The sequence below is a fragment of the Candidatus Lariskella endosymbiont of Epinotia ramella genome (genome assembly GCF_964019805.1).
Taxonomy (GTDB): Bacteria; Pseudomonadota; Alphaproteobacteria; order Rickettsiales; family Midichloriaceae; genus Lariskella.
The window spans coordinates 293,861-312,828 of sequence record NZ_OZ026472.1 but is presented as its reverse complement, the minus strand read 5'-3'; the positions used below and the strand labels follow the sequence as shown (position 1 = coordinate 312,828).

17 protein-coding genes are annotated in these 18,968 nt (G+C 35.4%); 5 read left to right on the top strand and 12 right to left on the bottom strand.

Annotated elements, in window-relative coordinates:
* Positions 1-29 precede the first annotated feature (29 nt).
* The 7 genes from smpB to dnaJ all read right to left on the bottom strand — a co-directional run bounded on the left by smpB (position 30) and on the right by dnaJ (position 8,757).
* Positions 30-500, bottom strand: a complete 471-nt coding sequence (gene smpB, locus AACL20_RS01350; protein ID WP_339052347.1) for an SsrA-binding protein SmpB — start codon at positions 498-500, stop codon at positions 30-32.
* A 21-nt stretch (positions 501-521) separates the two neighbouring features.
* The gene (gene nuoG / locus AACL20_RS01345; RefSeq protein WP_339052346.1) at positions 522-2,561 is read right to left on the bottom strand and encodes an NADH-quinone oxidoreductase subunit NuoG; all 2,040 of its coding nucleotides are present in this window, start codon (positions 2,559-2,561) and stop codon (positions 522-524) included.
* A gap of 498 nt (positions 2,562-3,059) precedes the next feature.
* Entirely contained in the window at positions 3,060-3,974 is a 915-nt protein-coding gene (locus tag AACL20_RS01340) for a ParB/RepB/Spo0J family partition protein (RefSeq protein WP_339052345.1), read from the bottom strand.
* Positions 3,975-4,284: 310 nt separating this feature from the next.
* The gene (locus tag AACL20_RS01335) at positions 4,285-5,058 is read right to left on the bottom strand and encodes an AAA family ATPase (protein ID WP_339052344.1); all 774 of its coding nucleotides are present in this window, start codon (positions 5,056-5,058) and stop codon (positions 4,285-4,287) included.
* Positions 5,045-5,656, bottom strand: coding sequence for a 16S rRNA (guanine(527)-N(7))-methyltransferase RsmG (gene rsmG, locus AACL20_RS01330; RefSeq protein WP_339052343.1), 612 nt, complete (start codon positions 5,654-5,656; stop codon positions 5,045-5,047). Before rsmG ends, AACL20_RS01335 begins: the two co-directional genes overlap by 14 nt.
* A 221-nt stretch (positions 5,657-5,877) precedes the next feature.
* Complete coding sequence (thyX, locus tag AACL20_RS01325; RefSeq protein ID WP_339052342.1) at positions 5,878-6,786, bottom strand: FAD-dependent thymidylate synthase; 909 nt, start codon at positions 6,784-6,786, stop codon at positions 5,878-5,880.
* A gap of 816 nt (positions 6,787-7,602) precedes the next feature.
* Positions 7,603-8,757: a molecular chaperone DnaJ gene (gene dnaJ / locus AACL20_RS01320; protein WP_339052341.1), complete on the bottom strand. Its 1,155-nt coding sequence runs from the start codon at positions 8,755-8,757 to the stop codon at positions 7,603-7,605.
* Positions 8,758-9,675: 918 nt separating this feature from the next.
* Here dnaJ and AACL20_RS01315 point away from each other — a divergent pair.
* From AACL20_RS01315 to AACL20_RS01305, 3 genes are all read left to right on the top strand, one after another.
* A complete protein-coding gene (locus AACL20_RS01315; RefSeq protein ID WP_339052340.1) occupies positions 9,676-10,530 on the top strand; it encodes a transglycosylase SLT domain-containing protein in 855 nt (284 codons plus the stop codon).
* Positions 10,531-10,952: 422 nt separating this feature from the next.
* Positions 10,953-11,366 (top strand): IS630 transposase-related protein, encoded by a 414-nt coding sequence (locus tag AACL20_RS01310; RefSeq protein ID WP_339051860.1) that lies wholly within the window; start codon positions 10,953-10,955, stop codon positions 11,364-11,366.
* Between the two features lie 8 nt (positions 11,367-11,374).
* Positions 11,375-11,830, top strand: coding sequence for a transposase (locus AACL20_RS01305; protein WP_339051861.1), 456 nt, complete (start codon positions 11,375-11,377; stop codon positions 11,828-11,830).
* Positions 11,831-12,129: 299 nt separating this feature from the next.
* On the opposite strand, the gene AACL20_RS01300 is transcribed toward AACL20_RS01305, so the two are convergent.
* From AACL20_RS01300 to AACL20_RS01285, 4 genes are all read right to left on the bottom strand, one after another.
* Positions 12,130-12,693 (bottom strand): TIGR00730 family Rossman fold protein, encoded by a 564-nt coding sequence (locus tag AACL20_RS01300; RefSeq protein WP_339052339.1) that lies wholly within the window; start codon positions 12,691-12,693, stop codon positions 12,130-12,132.
* A gap of 458 nt (positions 12,694-13,151) precedes the next feature.
* Positions 13,152-13,844 (bottom strand): polyprenyl diphosphate synthase, encoded by a 693-nt coding sequence (gene uppS, locus AACL20_RS01295; protein ID WP_339052338.1) that lies wholly within the window; start codon positions 13,842-13,844, stop codon positions 13,152-13,154.
* Between the two features lie 14 nt (positions 13,845-13,858).
* Positions 13,859-15,991, bottom strand: a complete 2,133-nt coding sequence (locus tag AACL20_RS01290; RefSeq protein WP_339052337.1) for an ATP-dependent helicase — start codon at positions 15,989-15,991, stop codon at positions 13,859-13,861.
* A 134-nt stretch (positions 15,992-16,125) separates the two neighbouring features.
* Positions 16,126-16,668 carry a hypothetical protein gene (locus AACL20_RS01285; RefSeq protein ID WP_339052336.1) on the bottom strand — a complete coding sequence of 181 codons (543 nt, stop codon included), beginning with the start codon at positions 16,666-16,668 and terminating at the stop codon, positions 16,126-16,128.
* Positions 16,669-16,743: 75 nt separating this feature from the next.
* Here AACL20_RS01285 and AACL20_RS01280 point away from each other — a divergent pair.
* Positions 16,744-17,564 (top strand): IS5 family transposase gene (locus AACL20_RS01280; RefSeq protein ID WP_339051669.1). Its coding sequence is split into 2 segments (ribosomal slippage): positions 16,744-17,131 and positions 17,131-17,564, totalling 822 coding nucleotides; the frame shifts between segments, so codons are not numbered across the junction.
* Positions 17,565-17,569: 5 nt separating this feature from the next.
* Here AACL20_RS01280 and AACL20_RS01275 read toward each other — a convergent pair.
* Entirely contained in the window at positions 17,570-18,145 is a 576-nt protein-coding gene (locus AACL20_RS01275; protein WP_339052335.1) for a hypothetical protein, read from the bottom strand.
* Between AACL20_RS01275 and AACL20_RS01270 the strand changes: the two genes are divergently transcribed.
* A protein-coding gene (locus tag AACL20_RS01270; RefSeq protein WP_339051669.1) for an IS5 family transposase occupies positions 18,144-18,964 on the top strand; the annotation gives its coding sequence in 2 pieces (ribosomal slippage) (positions 18,144-18,531 and positions 18,531-18,964; 822 coding nt in all). The genes AACL20_RS01275 and AACL20_RS01270 overlap by 2 nt on opposite strands.
* Positions 18,965-18,968: the final 4 nt, after the last annotated feature.

The window sequence follows — 18,968 nt, the reverse complement described above, 5'->3', positions numbered from 1 at the left end:
ATTATGCGAATATACTGATCAAACTCTATTCAAGAATTGGCATCACTTCTCTTCTGGCGTGCTTTCTCTCTTTCCCAATCTCTTTGCTTGATTGTTTCACGTTTATCATGTTGCTTTTTCCCAACTGCAACTCCTAGAGATACTTTTGCTCGGTTTCTATGGTTAAAATAAATGTTGAGAGGGACAAGGGTAACACCTTTTTTCTTAATGAGGCCTATGAACTTCTTAATCTCACTTGCATGCAATAAGAGCTTTCTTGGGCGCAGCGGGTAATGGTTAAACCTGTTGCCCTCGGTATATTCAGGAATATGCGCATTTAAAAGATAGATCTCACCCTCCATCTGCGTCGCGTGAGATTCTGATATGCTGACTTTACCATTGCGCAATGACTTCACCTCTGTGCCAGTAAGTACGATTCCAGCCTCCATTGTTTGCTCTATAAAATAATCGTAACGAGCTCTCTTATTCTGAGCGATCAGCTTGCGTATATTTTTATCCATTTCAAGATCACATAATACAAATTAACTCTCTCCTCCTGAAGAAATTTTTGAACATTCAAGCATTGTCTTAGAATGTCTAGAGACGGAATTAGTCATAAAATAATTGTGAATAGGGTTTTCTATCACATCACTCTGAAATTCTCTAACTTTTTTTACAGCTTCCATATTCATTTCATTCTTCACTATACATCCAACATTATCAAAAACATTTGAGATGGAGCACATCTTCTTTCTCACATCTTGAATTGAAGTATATTGTAAGTCATGGCCTAAAAATTTTGCTAACTCATTAATTATTTCCCAATCAGCCTTGGCATAGTTTGGTGGATATGAAGCAATACGAGTTCTTTGAGCTCTTCCCTCAAGGTTCACATATGTTGCATCCTTCTCAGTATAAGCAGCGCCAGGAAGTATCACGTTTGCTCTATGCGCTCCTAAATCACCGTGATGTCCTTGATATATTATAAAAGCATCTTCTTTCACTGTACTAAAATCTAATTCATCCGCGCCAAGCAACATGATTATATTTGCATCTGTCATAATCTGCTTTGTACTTAAAGCACCAGAACCTGGTAAAAAACCTATATCTAAACCACCAACTCTTGACGCAGCACGCTGCAAAATATTTAATCCATTCCAATCTTCGCGCACCATTCCAGTATTTTCAGCAATAACTCTTGCGTAATGTAGGAATACTTCATAATCAGGGCGAGCCAAAATACCTGATCCGATTATAATCATCGGATTCTTTGCATTCTTTAAGTCAGCAAAATAATCATGCTCGGCATCTGCTATCTGTTTTAAGATCCATGGGTTTACACCTAGATGCTTATACCTATACGTTAAATCAACTTGCTCTCCGATCAATGCAACATTCATGCCATTATGTATGCATGCCTTCCTAAGACGTGCATTAAGTATAGTCGCTTCATGTCTTGGATTGCTACCAACTATCAAACAAGCATCAGCATCTTCTATCCCTGCAATCGTAGTATTAAAAGTATATAATGCACGCACCTGATTTCCAAGAAGACTTCCATCCTGCCTGCAATCGAAATTATAGCTGCCTATTTTTGTTAATAATTCTTTAGTGAGGAGCATTGTTTCAACATCTATCAAATCTCCTGCGATCGCAGCAATCTTGTCAGGAGACGAAGCAGAAATTGCAGCGCCAATCGCCTGATAAGCTTCAAGCCATGATACTGTTTTAAACTTACCTCCAGCTTCCCTTATCATAGGGGTGTCAAGCCTTTGATATTTCAGCCCATCATATGAGAATCTGGTTTTGTCAGAAATCCATTCTTCATTAATATCTTCGTTTAGTCTTGGCAAAACTCTCATTACTTCGCTACCTCTTGAGTCAACTCTAATATTTGAGCCAACTGCATCCATCACATCTATAGTTTCTGTATTGCGAAGCTCCCAGCTTCTTGCTTTAAATTCGTATGGCTTTGACGTTAGTGCACCGACAGGGCAAAGATCTATGATGTTTCCAGATAACTCTGACGTTATGGATTTCTCGATACATGTAGAGATTTTCATATGCTCACCTCTACCAAGCGCTCCAAGCTCTTGCGTTCCTGCGACATCTTCTAAAAACCTGATGCACCTAGTGCAATGTATGCACCTTGTCATATGTGTAGTGATCAATGGACCTATGTTTTTATCTTCTACGACTCTCTTACATTCATTATATCTACTGACGCCTCTTCCATATTTTATGGCTTGATCTTGAAGATCACACTCTCCACCTTGATCACATATTGGACAATCTAGCGGATGGTTTATAAGTAAAAATTCCATTACACCTTCTCGTGCTTTTCTCACCAGTGGAGTGTTTGTGTGCACAACCATCCCATCTGATATAGGATGAGCACAGCTGGCCACAGGCTTTGGAGACTTTTCAACCTCAACAAGGCACATCCTACAATTTCCTGCTATCGCCAGTCTTTCGTGGTAACAAAATCTTGGAATCTCTATACCAAGCATTTCACATGCTTGAATAACAGTAGTCCCATTCTCTACTTCTATATCTAACCCATCCACCACAATCTTTGGCATTGGCCGAATTCCCCTTGTTAAATTAGTATTTTATCAAAATCCCGCTTGAGTAAAAATTAATAATGCAGCAATACAAGGACATAACCTTCAAAATAAAACCGGTTATCAGCGCATTTCAAAAACATAAATCACAAGAAGGAAAGTATGTATATTGCTAATAATATATAATGTATCCCTTAAGTGCAGCTAAATTTTATATTAAACCAAAGTATATAGCTATAAAGCTGCACTTAAATAAAAAGTTGCCTGCGTCATAATTCTAAGAAGCCCAAGGATTTATCTTGGCCTACAAGTAATTATGATGCAGGCAAAATCCAGCAGAAAAAGTGGCAAAATTGCCAAAAACCTTATGGATTTTATTAAGTAATATTTGCAACTATTAGAAATTATATATCCGAAAATTAGTGCATGGCATTCCCCAAGCTAATTTTTGTACATTTAACTTTCCGCAAAAATTTATTTGCGAGAGGCAAAAGAGATTTTTGACGGACAGACACATTAAGACATATCAGAAATTTGCCTACAGAGAGCATAAACCAATATGTCAAATTCTTCCAATGTTTTAAATGATAGTGTGATTGAGCCAGAAGAACCACTTAACTTTATCTCAGTTTTGCAACCAAGATTATTGGACATTTTCTCCTCCAGTGATAGTAAATCTAGATCTTTTTCTTCAGGAGCGTTTCCAATATTCTCAGAAGATTTAATACGAGTCACAGTTACAGAATCTTTCTTAACTTTTTTTGCTCTTGCAAGTTGCTCGGTCTCCCGCACGTTAAGTCCACGGTCTATAACCTGCTTTGCGAATTCTACAGGCTCATCGCTTGTGAATATAGCTTTTGCATGCCCGACAGAAATCTGATTTTGATCGACCCATCCTTGCACTTCTTGAGGAAGCCTTAGTAGTCTTATCATATTTGCTATATGACTTCTGCTTTTGTTCAGCTTCTCTGCAAGCAGATCTTGTGTATAACCAAATTGATCTATTAATTGCTGATATGCTTTTGCTTCTTCAATTGGAGTTAAATCTTCTCTCTGTATATTTTCAAGGATCGCAATCTGCAAAAGCATAAGATCGGAGCAATTCTTAAAAATCACAGGTATTGTCTTGAGACCCGCAATAATAGAAGCTCTCCATCTTCTCTCGCCGGAAATTATGCAATATCTCTTATTTTTGCCTTTAGCAACCAAAATAGGCTGAAGCACTCCATATTCTTTGATAGAATCACTCAACTCCTGAAGTTCATCACTTGTCATAGTACTCCTCGGCTGGTATGGATTAACCTCCACATCATCTATCGAGATATATATCATATGCTCATGATTTCTTTCATCTAACTGCAGCAGTGATGCTGCATCTGTAGAAATCAATGCTGATAATCCCTTACCAAGGACTTTACGTTCAGTTGTCATTATAGTAAATTATTTTTAATATCTACATGCATACTAAATCATACTTCAAAATTGGCGCCTTTTAAAGATCGCTTGTTATAGGTGTTGCTGGCAGTGCTTGTATTGATTGATTATACATGCAACCTTAGTTCTTCCTAGCCCTTTTTGAAGTCTCACTTCGTATGTGCGTAAGTTAAATACCAATTCTTCTCTTCTCAAGAGAGGCAGTACAAAAAGAGAAGTAACCAAAATATGTTGTGACAAATCATCAGATCTTTTTGATGCTCTCTTTTCAGGGCTGCAGTGCTTACCTAAGCTACATGCTAGTTAATTAATAAGTATTTTTAGCTAAAAATTCTTTTGCAAGCATCATATAAGCTATGGAGCCAAGGCATACAAAATCATACAAAATTGCTGGCTTGCCATGCGAAGGAGCTTCAGACAATTTGACGTTTCTTGGTATAACAGTATCATACACTAGTTTTTTCAATTTTTCTCTTACGTCTTTTGCAACTTGTTGAGATAACCTATTTCGCTTATCACTCATTGTTAGCAAAACACCCTCTATATAAAGGTCACGATTTACTGCCGATTTTATAAGTTGTACAGTATTAAGTAGATGTGCAAGTCCTTCAAGCGCAAGAAACTCACATTGCAAAGGAATAAGTACGGAATGAGCAGCTGCCAATGCATTCATTGTCAGAAGTCCAAGAGAAGGGCAGCAATCTATAAATATATAGTCGTAATCTGCATTCATATGCCTTAGCCTTGATTTGAGCAAAAACTCCCTTCCATCAAGATCAGCAGTTTCAGATTCTATAGCGGCAAGGTCGACAGTTGCTGGAATAATATCAAGGTTTGGAATCTGAGTTTTTACTATAGAAGATTCTACTGCAAGTCCATGCGACAATAATTTATATACATCATTCTCTCTTTGTTGGTTTGATAGACCAACGCTTGTACTAGCGTTCCCCTGTGGATCAAAATCTATGAGTAATATAGAACTTCCAACCGCGGCAAGCGCAGTGGACAAATTAACAGCAGTAGTGGTTTTACCCACTCCACCTTTTTGATTAGCAATAGCGATGATCTTAGAGCGCGTCATGTCTATTTTTCTGCAGATTAGAAATCGATATAATACTAGAATTCGGCTTATGAATATTATTATAATTTTCGAGATCAAAATGCCAATCTCTCATAAGGCTACTTACTTCTTTCTGCCAATCCTTTCCTTTATGTAGCAGATAATTAGTATTTTGCCCAGCAATGTGTTTCGTATAATCAAGCAGCATCACAGTATCACAAAATGCTCTTGATACTATCACATCAAATACACTGCTTTTTGCATCTCTAACATCTCCACAGACCACTTGCGCATTAATTTTAAGCATTCCCTTGACTTCTAATAAAAACGCAGTCTTCTTGCTGTTTTTCTCAAATAATACGCAATTATAGCCGAGTATTGCAAGTATCATTCCAGGAAACCCACCTCCGCTTCCTATATCTGCTATACTAAAATGCTTATTTTGAATAAATCTGCTCAAAAGTGCAGAATCTAATATATGTGGAATTAGATCTTCATATGTCAAGACAGAGCGGGAGACAAGATTTATTTTTTTATTCCAGAGCAGCAGTAGTTCAGAATATTTCTGCAATAGCTCTAATTCTCTTGTACCAAAATAATCATTTAAACTTTCTTGCATATTCATTAATAAAACATAAAACAAAATGTAAAAGTTACTTATAGATAATTATTTTTAGTTTATGATGTTTAATCACTATGAATATAGAACATATCTACTCTGCAAAAACATCGATTTTAAAAACCTTAGTAAGATTGCTCACGGCTCAATTTTTGCACTTATTTAAATAATTTATCCATTATAAAATAATTAACATAACTAACAGCTCTCGTTAAGTTAATTCATTTCCCAAGCAAAGCCATCAAATCTGACCATTCACGTTTAGATATGCCGCTTTCTTCTTGAGCAACAATCTTACCATTAATCATCGCTCTTATCACATTTAACGCAGCTTCCGATATGTGAGCCCCACCGAGTTTATAATTGCTGAAAGCTTCGTATGTGTATGGCACCCATTTCTTCACAAGTTCTAGTATTACACCAGCATATTCTCTAATCTCAAACTGCGCATGAGGATCAGCGCGCAGTTTCAAGAAATGCAGCAGATTATGTAAATCTATCTTCCAATACCACTGTGTATAATAATTTAGTGATAGATTCATCCTTGCAAGTTCTCTAGTAAGTCCATCTCTTCCTTGATCTATGACTTCACCAGTTGCGTCATCCATATTCAGCATTCGCATATAATTGCGATATAGCATGCTTGCATCATGTTTTAGAAGCTCTAGCACTTCATTTGCTTCGTGATCAGAGAGCAATGCATCGCGTCCCTGTTTATTTAATGAAGATTGTTTTGCTAAATGTTCACGCTTTGGAATATAAAACTCTCTATCTAAAACAGAATAACGCGCTGAATATTCATTCACACTTGCAGTTCTATGTCTAATCCACTGACGTGCTATAAATATAGGAAGCTTTATGTGCAACTTTATCTCACACATCTCAAATGGCGTGGTATGAGAATGCCTCATCAAATAATTTATTAAGCCTTTGTCTTCATTTGCTCTTTTTGTCCCGCGGCCGTAAGAGACGCGTGCAGCTTGCACTATAGCTGCATCATCTCCCATATAGTCTATAAGCCTTACAAACCCATGATCTAGCACAGGCAAAGTTTTCTGCAACATTTCCTCTAGTGCTGGGACTGTAGGGCGCAACGTCTTATAAGACTCTCCTTGCAATTCTTCTGACATGAAATTTAATTAGATTAAATATGAAGCTCTAAAACAGCAAAATCATGATAAAAATAGCTTTCATAACTTACTGCATAGAGACAAAACAAATAGAAATTTTTGAGAATGTTAGCGCAAGTCAAAAACTTTTCCAATAATTAAATACAGAATTAGCATGTAAAATTAAATATTCAAGATATTACCTGTATTATAAGCGCTGCCTGTAAAGTTATTGTGCAGACTACTTTGGCATGATTTTCCATATAATACCAACTTCCCAAGCAACAGAATACTTTAGTTTAGTTCTTTTCTTTAAAATTTAAGTACGCGCATGGTAGCTTGTGTTTTTAGTGCAGCTAAACTCCAATCTTATCTTAAATATATAAAAGTATTTGATTCAGAAATTAACTTGCGCTCTAAAAAATCATGCTTTTACAATCCTCCAATCCTCGCGCGTGCACTTACTTGAGTCCAGCGCATAATTCGACAAATGAGCAAGCAGAAATACTCACTGTACTACTAGGCAATCTTTTTATCATCATTAATCTTGCAAAATTCCCACATGCTTTTCAGACAAAATGTAACCAGCTATATTATTTAATATCAGGTACACACATCAATATATATAATCATCATACTTTTCAAAATTGACGTCTTGTGAAAATGATCTTTATATATTTCGTTATACATTGCATATTAATTCTTCTAGCTCTTTTTGAAGTTTAATACCAACTCTTCACTTACTTGCGGTATACATCAGCTTTTTCTTATTTATTAAATAATTATTTTGGCTGTAGATACTGCTTTTCGTATATATAAAACTATAAACACAATAGTTTATTTATTGTCATTCTTATCGTTTGTTATCTCACTCCAAAAATTCTTTACCTTACTAAACAAACCTTCATCTTCGGACTGTGCATTTGTGTATTCATTGTCAAATTCTTTCAGCAATTCCTTTTGGCGAGCTGTCAAATTTGAAGGAACTTCCACTTTAACACGCACAAACATATTGCCAAATTTATTTGATTTTAAAATTGGCATGCCCTTTCCAGTCACTTTCAATTGCGTATCAAACTGCGTTCCTTGTGGTACAGCGACTTTAACCAAAGAACCATCCAAACACTTTACTTGAATTGCGCCACCAAGCGCTGCGGTAGTCATTTTTATACTCACAGTACAATAAAGATCATCTTTTCTTCTCTCAAAAATAGGATGTTGTAAGATATTAATAAATATATATAAATCACCTGCAGCTCCGCCACGCACTCCACATTCGCCCTCTCCAGCAACTCTGATCTTTATGCCATCTTCGACACCAGCTGGGATATTCACAGTAATCTTCTTCTCATTTTCAATTCTACCTTGACCGTGACAGCTTCTACACGGATTTTTAATTACAACACCCGCTCCTCCACACGTTGAACAAGTTCTTTCAACCATGAAAAATCCTTGTTGTGAAACTGTTACACCTTTTCCTCCGCATGCTAAACACGACATGTTTTCATTATTTTTGTCAGCGCTGCCACTCCCTGTACAGCTCTCGCAACGTACTGCAGTTTTATACTTAATATCGTATTTCTTACCAGAGCAAGCTTCTTCAAGAGTAATAGATAGATTATATCTCAGATCTGAGCCACGTACCTTAGTTTTTCTCTTATTGCCAGATCCTCTTGGTCCTCCACCAAAATCCTGAAAAATTCCATTAAATATGTCTGCAAAATCTGAGAAGTCGTGTGAAAACCCAGCTCCAGGCTGTCCTTGCATGCCATCAAACGCAGCAGAGCCATATCTATCGTAAGCAGCTCTTTTATTCTCATCTTTTAATACATCATATGCTGCTGTTAGCTCTTTAAACTTTTTTTCAGCTTCTGGGTTCCCCTGATTACGATCTGGGTGATACTGCATTGCAAGCTTTCTATAAGCTTTTTTAATCTCATCGGCAGATGAATTTCTACTGACTCCAAGTAGAGCATAATAATCTTGTTGCACAGGTTCTCCCTAATTTTAATCCTGTTAATTTTTCAAACTTACAACCAGCAATATGCTAATAAAAGGTTGCAAGCAAAAGCTCCTTAATATGCAAAACAATCAGCCAATTTGCAATATAAAAAGTACAATATCTTGCTTCAGACGAGCCACAGAACTACATCTTACCCTGTGTCACATGTGGTTTCGCAGCCTTATATATTCCTTATACTTTTCAAAATTGGCGCATTTAAAAAGCTCATTATGTATTTTATATACACACGCGCTACAATTCTTCATAGCTCTTTTTGAAGGCTAACTTTATATATACATAATAAATATCAACTCTTTATTTATCTACGGTATATAAGTGAAATGACACTGTTTTAGATAGTGCAAAAAGTGAAAAATTCAATGGCTCATCAAGATAAAATATATCTTTCTACTAAATATATTGCTTGTATAATATCAACTCTTCATTTACCTGCGATGTACACATGATTATCTTTAAGGTGTGAAGTACTATATTATTGCTTGTAATATCTACACTCGCTAAATTTGCAACAAAACTCTATTTCATTGAATTTTTATCATATCAAGATAAAAATTTGAGATCTAGCAGCGATTTGTTAATATATGCTTAATATATTTAATGCGACAATGTTGCTCAAACCTACTGCTGCAAAGGCTTATCAAGCAAAGTTATCATGAAGAATAAAAAATTATCGTATTAATCATCAAAAGAATATATTATTGATATCTGAAGCCTGAATTTTAGGACTCCTTACATTTATGACATTAATATTCACATTTTATTTGTAGACTTCACTGTGAGTTTATCGCATAATCACCTCCCGCAAGGTTGTCATCAAAAAATGTAGGACGATGAGGGTGTATAATTATATTTTACGTTTTATTTATATTACGATATTCCATTCTATTTTGTGCTTTTATACTACTTGTTACGCATCAGAAAATGTAGCGATAGGCAATAACTCTTTAAAAAGCCAATTGCACCAGAATGCTGCTGTAGTAGATCTAAATAATGCTATATATAGCGCTCCTGTAGTTAATCAGGCTCAGAATATTGAGCCACAAGATCACAATCACTGTGTTAGTGCTATTTCTATATATGAAAAAAAGTATGGTTTACCTAGAGGTTTGCTTCAGTCTATTGCTCTAGTTGAATCCGGTCTATGGAGCAAAAGTAAGAAAAAGCTGTTGCCACATCCTTGGTCTCTAAATATAAACGGTAAAAGCTATTACTTTAAAACGCAAGCAGAAGCTTTAGCGTTCTTTAAGTCTTCTCTTGCACGTGGAATTGAGAATATAGATGTAGGATGTGGTCAGGTGAATTGGCGTGTACATGGCAAGTATCATTTCAAGAAACCTGAAAATGCTCTTAATCCAACTTATAATATAGCTTATGCTGCTTATTTTTTATCAAAAAACTTTGCAGAAACTAGAAACTGGAGAGGAGCAATAGCAATGTATCATTCCAGAAGCAAGGAAAAAGGGGAAGAATACTATGCGAAAGTAAAGAACGCATGGCAAACAGTCAATAAATCTGCTCCAAGCGTGCTTTATGCTGCACATTCTAATACTAAAACTCCTATGTTGAATGGCTCTAGGACGCATCATAAGCTGCTTGTACAAAATACACAAAAAACGCTTGATAAAAAAACAAAGTCTAGCACTACTGTAAGCGTTGATTCAAGCGATGCACTGTCAGACGATATTATAGTTTTTGCTCGTAGTGGTGTAAATTCATCTGAAAGACCAGCAGTAATTCAGTAGATCTATATCAAATTTTGATTGATGAATTAGTACGTGCGCTTATAAAAGTCTCGAAAGTGCGCATGAAATAGTGCTTTGGGCGCAAAAATAGCGCTTTAAATCCGTAAGAAAATATTATAATAAACGCAAAACCCTTACGTATTTTGTAAAAGTAGTGTTTGCGCGCGGTACATGGCAAATTATAATTTTTGGCGGATGAGCGAATTAACAATAAATTATGTTTTTACTTATAACAAACATGTCAGTTTAAGTGAGACTATGTTTATGGGTACTTATTTAGCGTAAGTATGCTTGCTTATGTTCTATAATATGGAGAAAGAGGAGTATGTGTCTCTTTCTTAGCTCCAAATTATTTATTTTTAACTACCAAACCTTGCATTTGATAAATCATTTATAGCAAAAGCGTTATAAAAGGAGTATGAGTGAAGGATTTGCTATGCTATGCTATCAAAGGTATAACTATAGAGAAAAAAATGACCTATCCGCTCTCATTCAGAAAAAAGATATTAAAGATCAAGGCAAAAGAAGAGTTATCATTTTCTGAGGTTGCGAAGAAATTTGGAATATCCAAAGCTGCAATATTTCGTTGGAGTCAAAATATTGAACCACAAAAGTATAGGCATAAGAAATGGAGCAAAATAGACGTTGTAGCACTCAAGAAGGATATAGAAGAGTATCCAGATAGCTATTGCTATGAAAGGGCAGCACGCCTGTGTGCTAGTACAACCGGGATAAGAGATGCGCAATATCGCTTAGGTGTTAGCTATAAAAAAAACTCTAAATCATCCAAAAGCGGATCCAGAAAAAAGATCTATGTTTTGCCAAAGGATTGCTGATTTGGAAAATGAAGGGAAGCAAATTGTTTATATTGATGAAAGCGGCTTTGCTCACGATATGCCTAGAACACATGGTTATTCGATTAAGGGACGGCGTTGCTATGGCAAGCATGATTGGGGTGCCAAAGACAAGAACGAATGCTATTGGGGCTTTGATGGGAAGCACTTTAGTTGCTATTGGGTTGCTAACAGGATCGGTTGATACATCAGTGTTTACATGTTGGGTGGAAAACATTTTATTACCCAATATTCCCCCAAATTGCGTGATTGTAATGGATAATGCAACTTTTCATAAAGGTGTTGATATGCAGCAATTGATTGGAAATTCTTGCCACACATTGCTTTATTTGCCTCCATATTCTCCAGATTTAAATCCTATTGAGAAAAAATGGGCCCAAGCTAAACAAATTCGACGTAATACCAACTGTACGCTTGATGAACTCTTTACAAACTATTTGTCATAATCTTTTTATGACGCTTTAGCTATAATAGTCAGTTGAAAAGAGCAGGGAGCTTTATGTTTAAGGTCAAGTAAAAGATTTTTATGACATTAAAAGCTTCATCTGCTTGCAAGTGCTATTTAGATAGAAACTAAAGATATAAAGCTCATGTAGTGTTTTTAGCAAAAACTTTGCTATTTTTTCTAGGGAGCTTTGACATGAAGCCGTGAATCACGGCAACTTTCAAACATTGCGTTTTGACGATTATCTATTTTTAGTATGCACTGATGAAGGCAGTGCTATATGGCTAAAGCGTTATAATACTATTTCTCTCTAATGCAGTCAAAAATTGAAAGCCAATTTTGAAACTCTTCTATATTATTTACTATAATTGGTGCTTTGCTGTCATGTTGGCTTAAGAATCCTTCTTGTTGTATTCGATCCATCTGCTTTATTATATCATCCCAAAATCCTAGATAGTTGAATAGCACTATTGGTTTTTTGATCATAGCAATTCTATATAATACCATAATTTCAAAAAATTCATCTAAAGTTCCATATCCCCCAGGTAATATTAAAAATGCATCAGCAATTTCAATCATAACTTTTTTTCTAGTTTGCAGGCATGGTGTTTTAATGAGTTTTGTGCTATTGGTATTTGGAACTTCAGATTTCAAACCATCAGAAAGAATACCTGTTACAAAACCACCTTCAGAGACAGCTGCTGCAGTTACAATGCTCATAAGACCTGTGTTGCCACCACCGCATACTAGATTTATATTCTTCCTTGCGATTATTTTGCCAACAATTGTTGCAAGTTCAATAATTCTGTCATTACGACCTTTTTTTGCTCCACAAAATATGCAGATAGTTTTTGTGATTGGCATAAATTTTTATATTTTATAGTCCATCCGCCAAAAATTTATTTGCACAAGCAAATCAATTTTTGCAGAGAAGTTCAATGTACAAAAATTAGCTAGGGAGCTGCCATGCACTAATTTTTGGATATATTAATTGCTCCTGTGCCGCGCGCAAACACTACTTTCACAAAATCCGTAAGGTTTTGTGCTTATTACGGATTTAAAGCGCTATTTTAACACTCGTGGCAGCATTTTATGCTGCTTCTGAGACTTCTGTGGGTGCGCGTACTTTATAAGAGCTATAATACTTGAGATATATTCTTCGTCATACTTCAAAAAGAACTAGAAAGTCTTTCTGTCTGTCAAAAATCGATTTACTACACAAATAAATTTCTGCTGAAAGTTAAATGTACAAAAATTAGCTCTTATATCAAATTGAAGTTAATATAGATTTTTAGTTTTTTCTCAAGCTGCTAGGATGTTTTCTATTTTCCATATCTTCTATCACGAGAGCTAAAGTCTTTAATTGCATCAATCAAATCAGCTTCAGAAAAAGCAGGCCATAGTTTATCGCTAAAATAGAGTTCAGTATATGCAATTTGCCATAGCAGAAAGTTACTAATCCTTCTTTCGCCGCCCGTTCTTATAAGCAGATCAGGATCTGGAATATCACTACTCATAAAGTTATCAAATAACTTGCTTGTAATCGTGTTAGGCTCAATTTTATTTGAAATAACGTATTTACACATTTCGAGCGCAGCATTTCTTATTTCATTTCTTGCACCATAACTAATAGCAATTACTAGGTGAAATTTATTATGTGCAGAGGAAGATTCAGCTATTTGCATTAATTCTTGTATTGCAGGATCTAAGCTTGATTTATCTCCTATGAATATTACTTTGACGCCACTGGATATTAGATCTTCTGTGTTATTTAGTAAATACTTATGTAGCAAGTTCATTAAATTTGACACTTCACTATTTGGTCTTGCCCAATTCTCAGAAGAGAAAGCATATAGTGTTAAATATTTGACGCCATTTGCTATGGAGGCTTTTAATATTCTTTCTGCCGCTACTATTCCCTCTCTGTGTCCTTCTTCCTTCCTTAGTCCATTTTGTAGAGCCCAGCGCCCGTTTCCGTCCATGATGATTGCGATATGTTTAGGGATCTTTTGCATTTTAGCTAACTATATTATTCCTCACAATCTTTCAAATAATCTATAGAAACTTTTTTGAGACCTGTTCGATCGAATAGGACTTGAGCTATACTATCATATACATTTAAGATTATTCCAGTTCCGAACACATTATGTTCTACTTTCTTACCAGATTGAGTATTGATTGGCTGTTTTGTTCGTTGAGCGTTATTGATATCTTTTTTCTTCTTCATCAGCAGTTCTGACATATCTTGGCAGCTTTCGCTAGGTAGCTCATCTAAAAATCTAGATGGCGTGGAAGATTGAATTGACCCATATACGCTTCTGGTATTTGCATATGAAATGTATAGTCTTTCTTTAGCTCTTGTGATTGCAACATACGCAAGGCGTCTTTCTTCTTCTATTCCGGTATTTCCAGATTCTGAGACCGTTCTTGCACTAGGGAATAACCCTTCTTCCCATCCAGGAAGAAAAACATTAGAAAATTCTAGTCCTTTTGCGGCATGTATGGTCATTACGTTCACTTTATCATCATTATAAATCGCGTCTGTATCTCCAAGGAGGCTTACATGCTCTAAATACGTTGACAAACCTGGAAACTCTTTAATGCTATTTACTAATTCTTTGATATTGTCCAGTCGCTCTTTTGATTCTTCTGTATCTTGATTCTTCCACATTTGCTTATATCCACTTTCGTCAAGCATGATATCTATGACTTCTGTGTGATTCATATTGTTCAATAAACTTCTCCAGCGTGCCAGTTGTTCAAAAAATGATAGAATTGCGGCAGCTGTTTTCCCCTTGATAGTTTGATTTTCCACCATATTGGATGCTGCTGCAAATAAAGATATACTATGAGTTTTTGATGTCTCATATATTTGCTGCATTGTTGCATCTCCTATTCCTCTTTTTGGAATATTGATTGCTCTCTCTAGTGCAAGACCGTCATCTAAGTTAACAAGCAATCTTATGTACGCAATGATATCTTTAATTTCTGTGCGCTCATAAAATTTTGTACCTCCGACTATACGATATGGTATTCTAAAAGCGTTTAAACTTTCTTCAAAATTTCTTGTTTGATAACTCGCGCGCACAAGGATTGCGACTTCTGAAAGTGGTTGTTTATGTAATCTATGCAATACATCTATCTCATCTGCTACAAATCTTGCTTCATGCTTATCATTAAAGAAGCTGTATAGCTTTATCATTTCCCCATGAGAATCTGCTGTCCATAAGGTTTTGCCATGTCTTGATCTATTATTTGAGATGAGTTGAGCGGCGCAATTTAAAATATAAGATGTGGATCTATAATTTTGTTCTAGTCTTACAACTTTAGCATTGCGAAAATCTTTCTCGAATCTCAGTATATTCGCAACTTCAGCGCCGCGCCATCCATATATTGCTTGATCATCATCTCCAACGCAGCATATGTTACTATTGCTTTGCGTCAGTATTCGTAGCCACAAATACTGAATTACATTTGTATCTTGATATTCATCTACAAGTATATACTTAAATTTTTCCTGATAATATGATCCGACATCAAGGTTTTCATTAAAAAGAACTACATTATATAGTAGAAGATCACCAAAATCCAAAGCACCAAGTGATAACAACCTATTTTGATATTCCGCATAAAGCTGGCGCATCATCCCTCTTGCAAACCCACCAACTTCAGATTCTGGAACTTTATCTGGTGTCCAGCTTTTATCTTTATATCTGCCGATGATGTATAGCATTAGTTTAGGAGGATACTGTTTTTCATCAATACCAATATCTCTTAGAATTTGTTTTGCGATTCTCAATTGGTCTTGAGTATCAATGATTGTGAAATTATTTGACAATCCCACTTTACTCGCATGGTAACGCAATATCTTTGCAGCTATAGAGTGAAAAGTCCCGATCCACATTCCATCCACAACGTCACCAACAAAGCTTCTGATTCTCGATTTCATCTCGCTTGCAGCTTTGTTTGTAAATGTCACTGCAAGTATTTGATTTGGTGAAGCTGCGCCAAGTGATATAATGTGTGCTATTCTAGTTGTAAGCACTTTTGTTTTTCCTGTGCCCGCTCCTGCAAGAACAAGTATTGGGCCGTCAATGTGTGAAACAGCATCCATCTGATGCTCATTTAGTCCGTATGGATATTCAAGTTGTGCTTTATTCATCTATTTGTGCCATTTGTTGCATGTATATTGCAATTAAACTAATGTATTAGTTGGGAATTAGGAGTTTGTTAATGATAAGGGAAATTTGCAAATATAGCTTTGATATTTTACATGAGCTATGAATGCTATGCAAGTTACATTACTACATCATACTTTCTATGTTCATATGCATCTTCTGAATCATCGGTTACATGTTCATACTGAGCATCAAATTCTTGATGTTGAATATGTGAAAACAAGATTTTTCCTTGCAGTGTTAATGCCTCACAACAGTTGGAAAAAGCGCTATGTATTTCCTCTTTAACATAATATGGGAATCCATGTTCTGTTTGGATTTCACACTCTAACTTTCGTAGGCCAGACTTACTAGTGAATTTGCCATCCATGACAATTGGTCCAAGATTACGCAAATCTATTTCTAATTTAAAATTTAGTGTTTTATCTGGATTTTGAGAATTATCGTCATCTTTTTTTTCTTCTTCATTCTTGATATAAATCTTGCAGAACTCAATTTTCCCGTCATAAAAGAAAGGCAACATTATAAGCTGATACTCTAGAGATGCAGTTTGTGTATAAACCTCTCTCAGCAAACTTAATATATTTGTTTTTTGTGTTGATGGTGTGTTTTCTGTGGATTCATCTTTAGAGGTTCGCTTTATTCCAGCAAGTAGTGCCATCATTTCAAAAACAACATTAGACCTCTTGCATAACCATATAAATTGATTAAAATCCTTGATTTTATCAAGGATAACATGAAGTTTGAAAACATCAAAGATGAATACGCAGAAGAGTTTCGCAGGCTTACTGGCATTAAACGAGGAACGTTTGAAGTTATACTAAGTATATTAAAAGAAGCTGAAGCTATTTTAAAGTCTCAAGGTGGAAAACCCAATAAATTGGCTTTAGAAGATCGATTACTCATGACGCTTGAGTACTTGCGTGAATACAGGACATATTTTCATATTTCCCGCAGTTATGGAATAAGTGAAAGTGCCTGTTATCGTAATATACGTTGGATTGAAGATACTCTAATTAAAGATAAACGATTTTCACTACCTGGACGTAAAGCATTACTAAAAAGCGATTCTGAATACGAACTTGTGTTAATTGATGCTACTGAAACACCGATAGAACGACCTAAAAAAAACAGAAGCACTTTTATTCGGGAAAAAAGAGGCGACATACTCTAAAAACTCAGCTTATTGTGGATAAAAGGAAAAAAGAAATCATTTGCACTAATTTTTCTAATGGCAAGCGTCATGATTTCAGGTTATTTAAAGAATCCGGAGTTCACATCCACCCTGAGATTAAAGTTCTTACAGATACTGGTTATCAAGGCATTGATAAGTTGCATTATAATTCAGAGTTACCAAAGAAAAAGACAAAAAAGCGACCACTAAGCAGGAAAGATAAAAAGAAAAATCGTCAATTGTCTAGTGAACGTGTTTTAAATGAAAACGTCATAGGCATGATCAAACGATTTAAAATTATCGCTGATCGTTATAGGAACAGAAGAAAACGATTCGGTTTAAGGTTTAATTTACTTGCTGGTATCTATAACTTTGAGCTTTAAATAGGTTATGCAAGAGGTCTATTGATTTGTGAATGATGATTAGTTTCTTTTGAAAATGATGGAAGTAAACCATAATCCATGTTTTTTATGTCGCTTACGTTTCTAATAGTTTCTTCCGCTTTCTGAATTAAATTCTTAAGTAATTCGAAATTCTCAGCAATTTGTACTTTAGTTGGGCTGGTTATGGTAATGTTATCTTTGTTCATTTCAAGTGATGTGAGTTGAATCACTAAGAACTCATCTCCTTTTTTCATGTGCATCCAGGAATAGCTGTCGTGGATAAAGCAGCCAAGCATAGTTTTGATAGATGTTACATTATATTGTTCATGAGTGATCAAATTGCATTTTAAGTATAGTGCTCCATCTTCATTTATCAAAAACTCTTTTCCAGCCATACGAGAAATAACATTACTATCTCTGATTATAACAAAATTTCCTTTTATTTTATCTTCTGGTTCTATATTTGCCGATAACAATTCATTTGAAAGTAGTTTTCTTGCCGGTGAATTTTCCGAAAATATTAGACCTCTTGCATAACCATATAAATTGATTAAAATCCTTGATTTTATCAAGGATAACATGAAGTTTGAAAACATCAAAGATGAATACGCAGAAGAGTTTCGCAGGCTTACTGGCATTAAACGAGGAACGTTTGAAGTTATACTAAGTATATTAAAAGAAGCTGAAGCTATTTTAAAGTCTCAAGGTGGAAAACCCAATAAATTGGCTTTAGAAGATCGATTACTCATGACGCTTGAGTACTTGCGTGAATACAGGACATATTTTCATATTTCCCGCAGTTATGGAATAAGTGAAAGTGCCTGTTATCGTAATATACGTTGGATTGAAGATACTCTAATTAAAGATAAACGATTTTCACTACCTGGACGTAAAGCATTACTAAAAAGCGATTCTGAATACGAACTTGTGTTAATTGATGCTACTGAAACACCGATAGAACGACCTAAAAAAAACAGAAGCACTTTTATTCGGGAAAAAAGAGGCGACATACTCTAAAAACTCAGCTTATTGTGGATAAAAGGAAAAAAGAAATCATTTGCACTAATTTTTCTAATGGCAAGCGTCATGATTTCAGGTTATTTAAAGAATCCGGAGTTCACATCCACCCTGAGATTAAAGTTCTTACAGATACTGGTTATCAAGGCATTGATAAGTTGCATTATAATTCAGAGTTACCAAAGAAAAAGACAAAAAAGCGACCACTAAGCAGGAAAGATAAAAAGAAAAATCGTCAATTGTCTAGTGAACGTGTTTTAAATGAAAACGTCATAGGCATGATCAAACGATTTAAAATTATCGCTGATCGTTATAGGAACAGAAGAAAACGATTCGGTTTAAGGTTTAATTTACTTGCTGGTATCTATAACTTTGAGCTTTAAATGT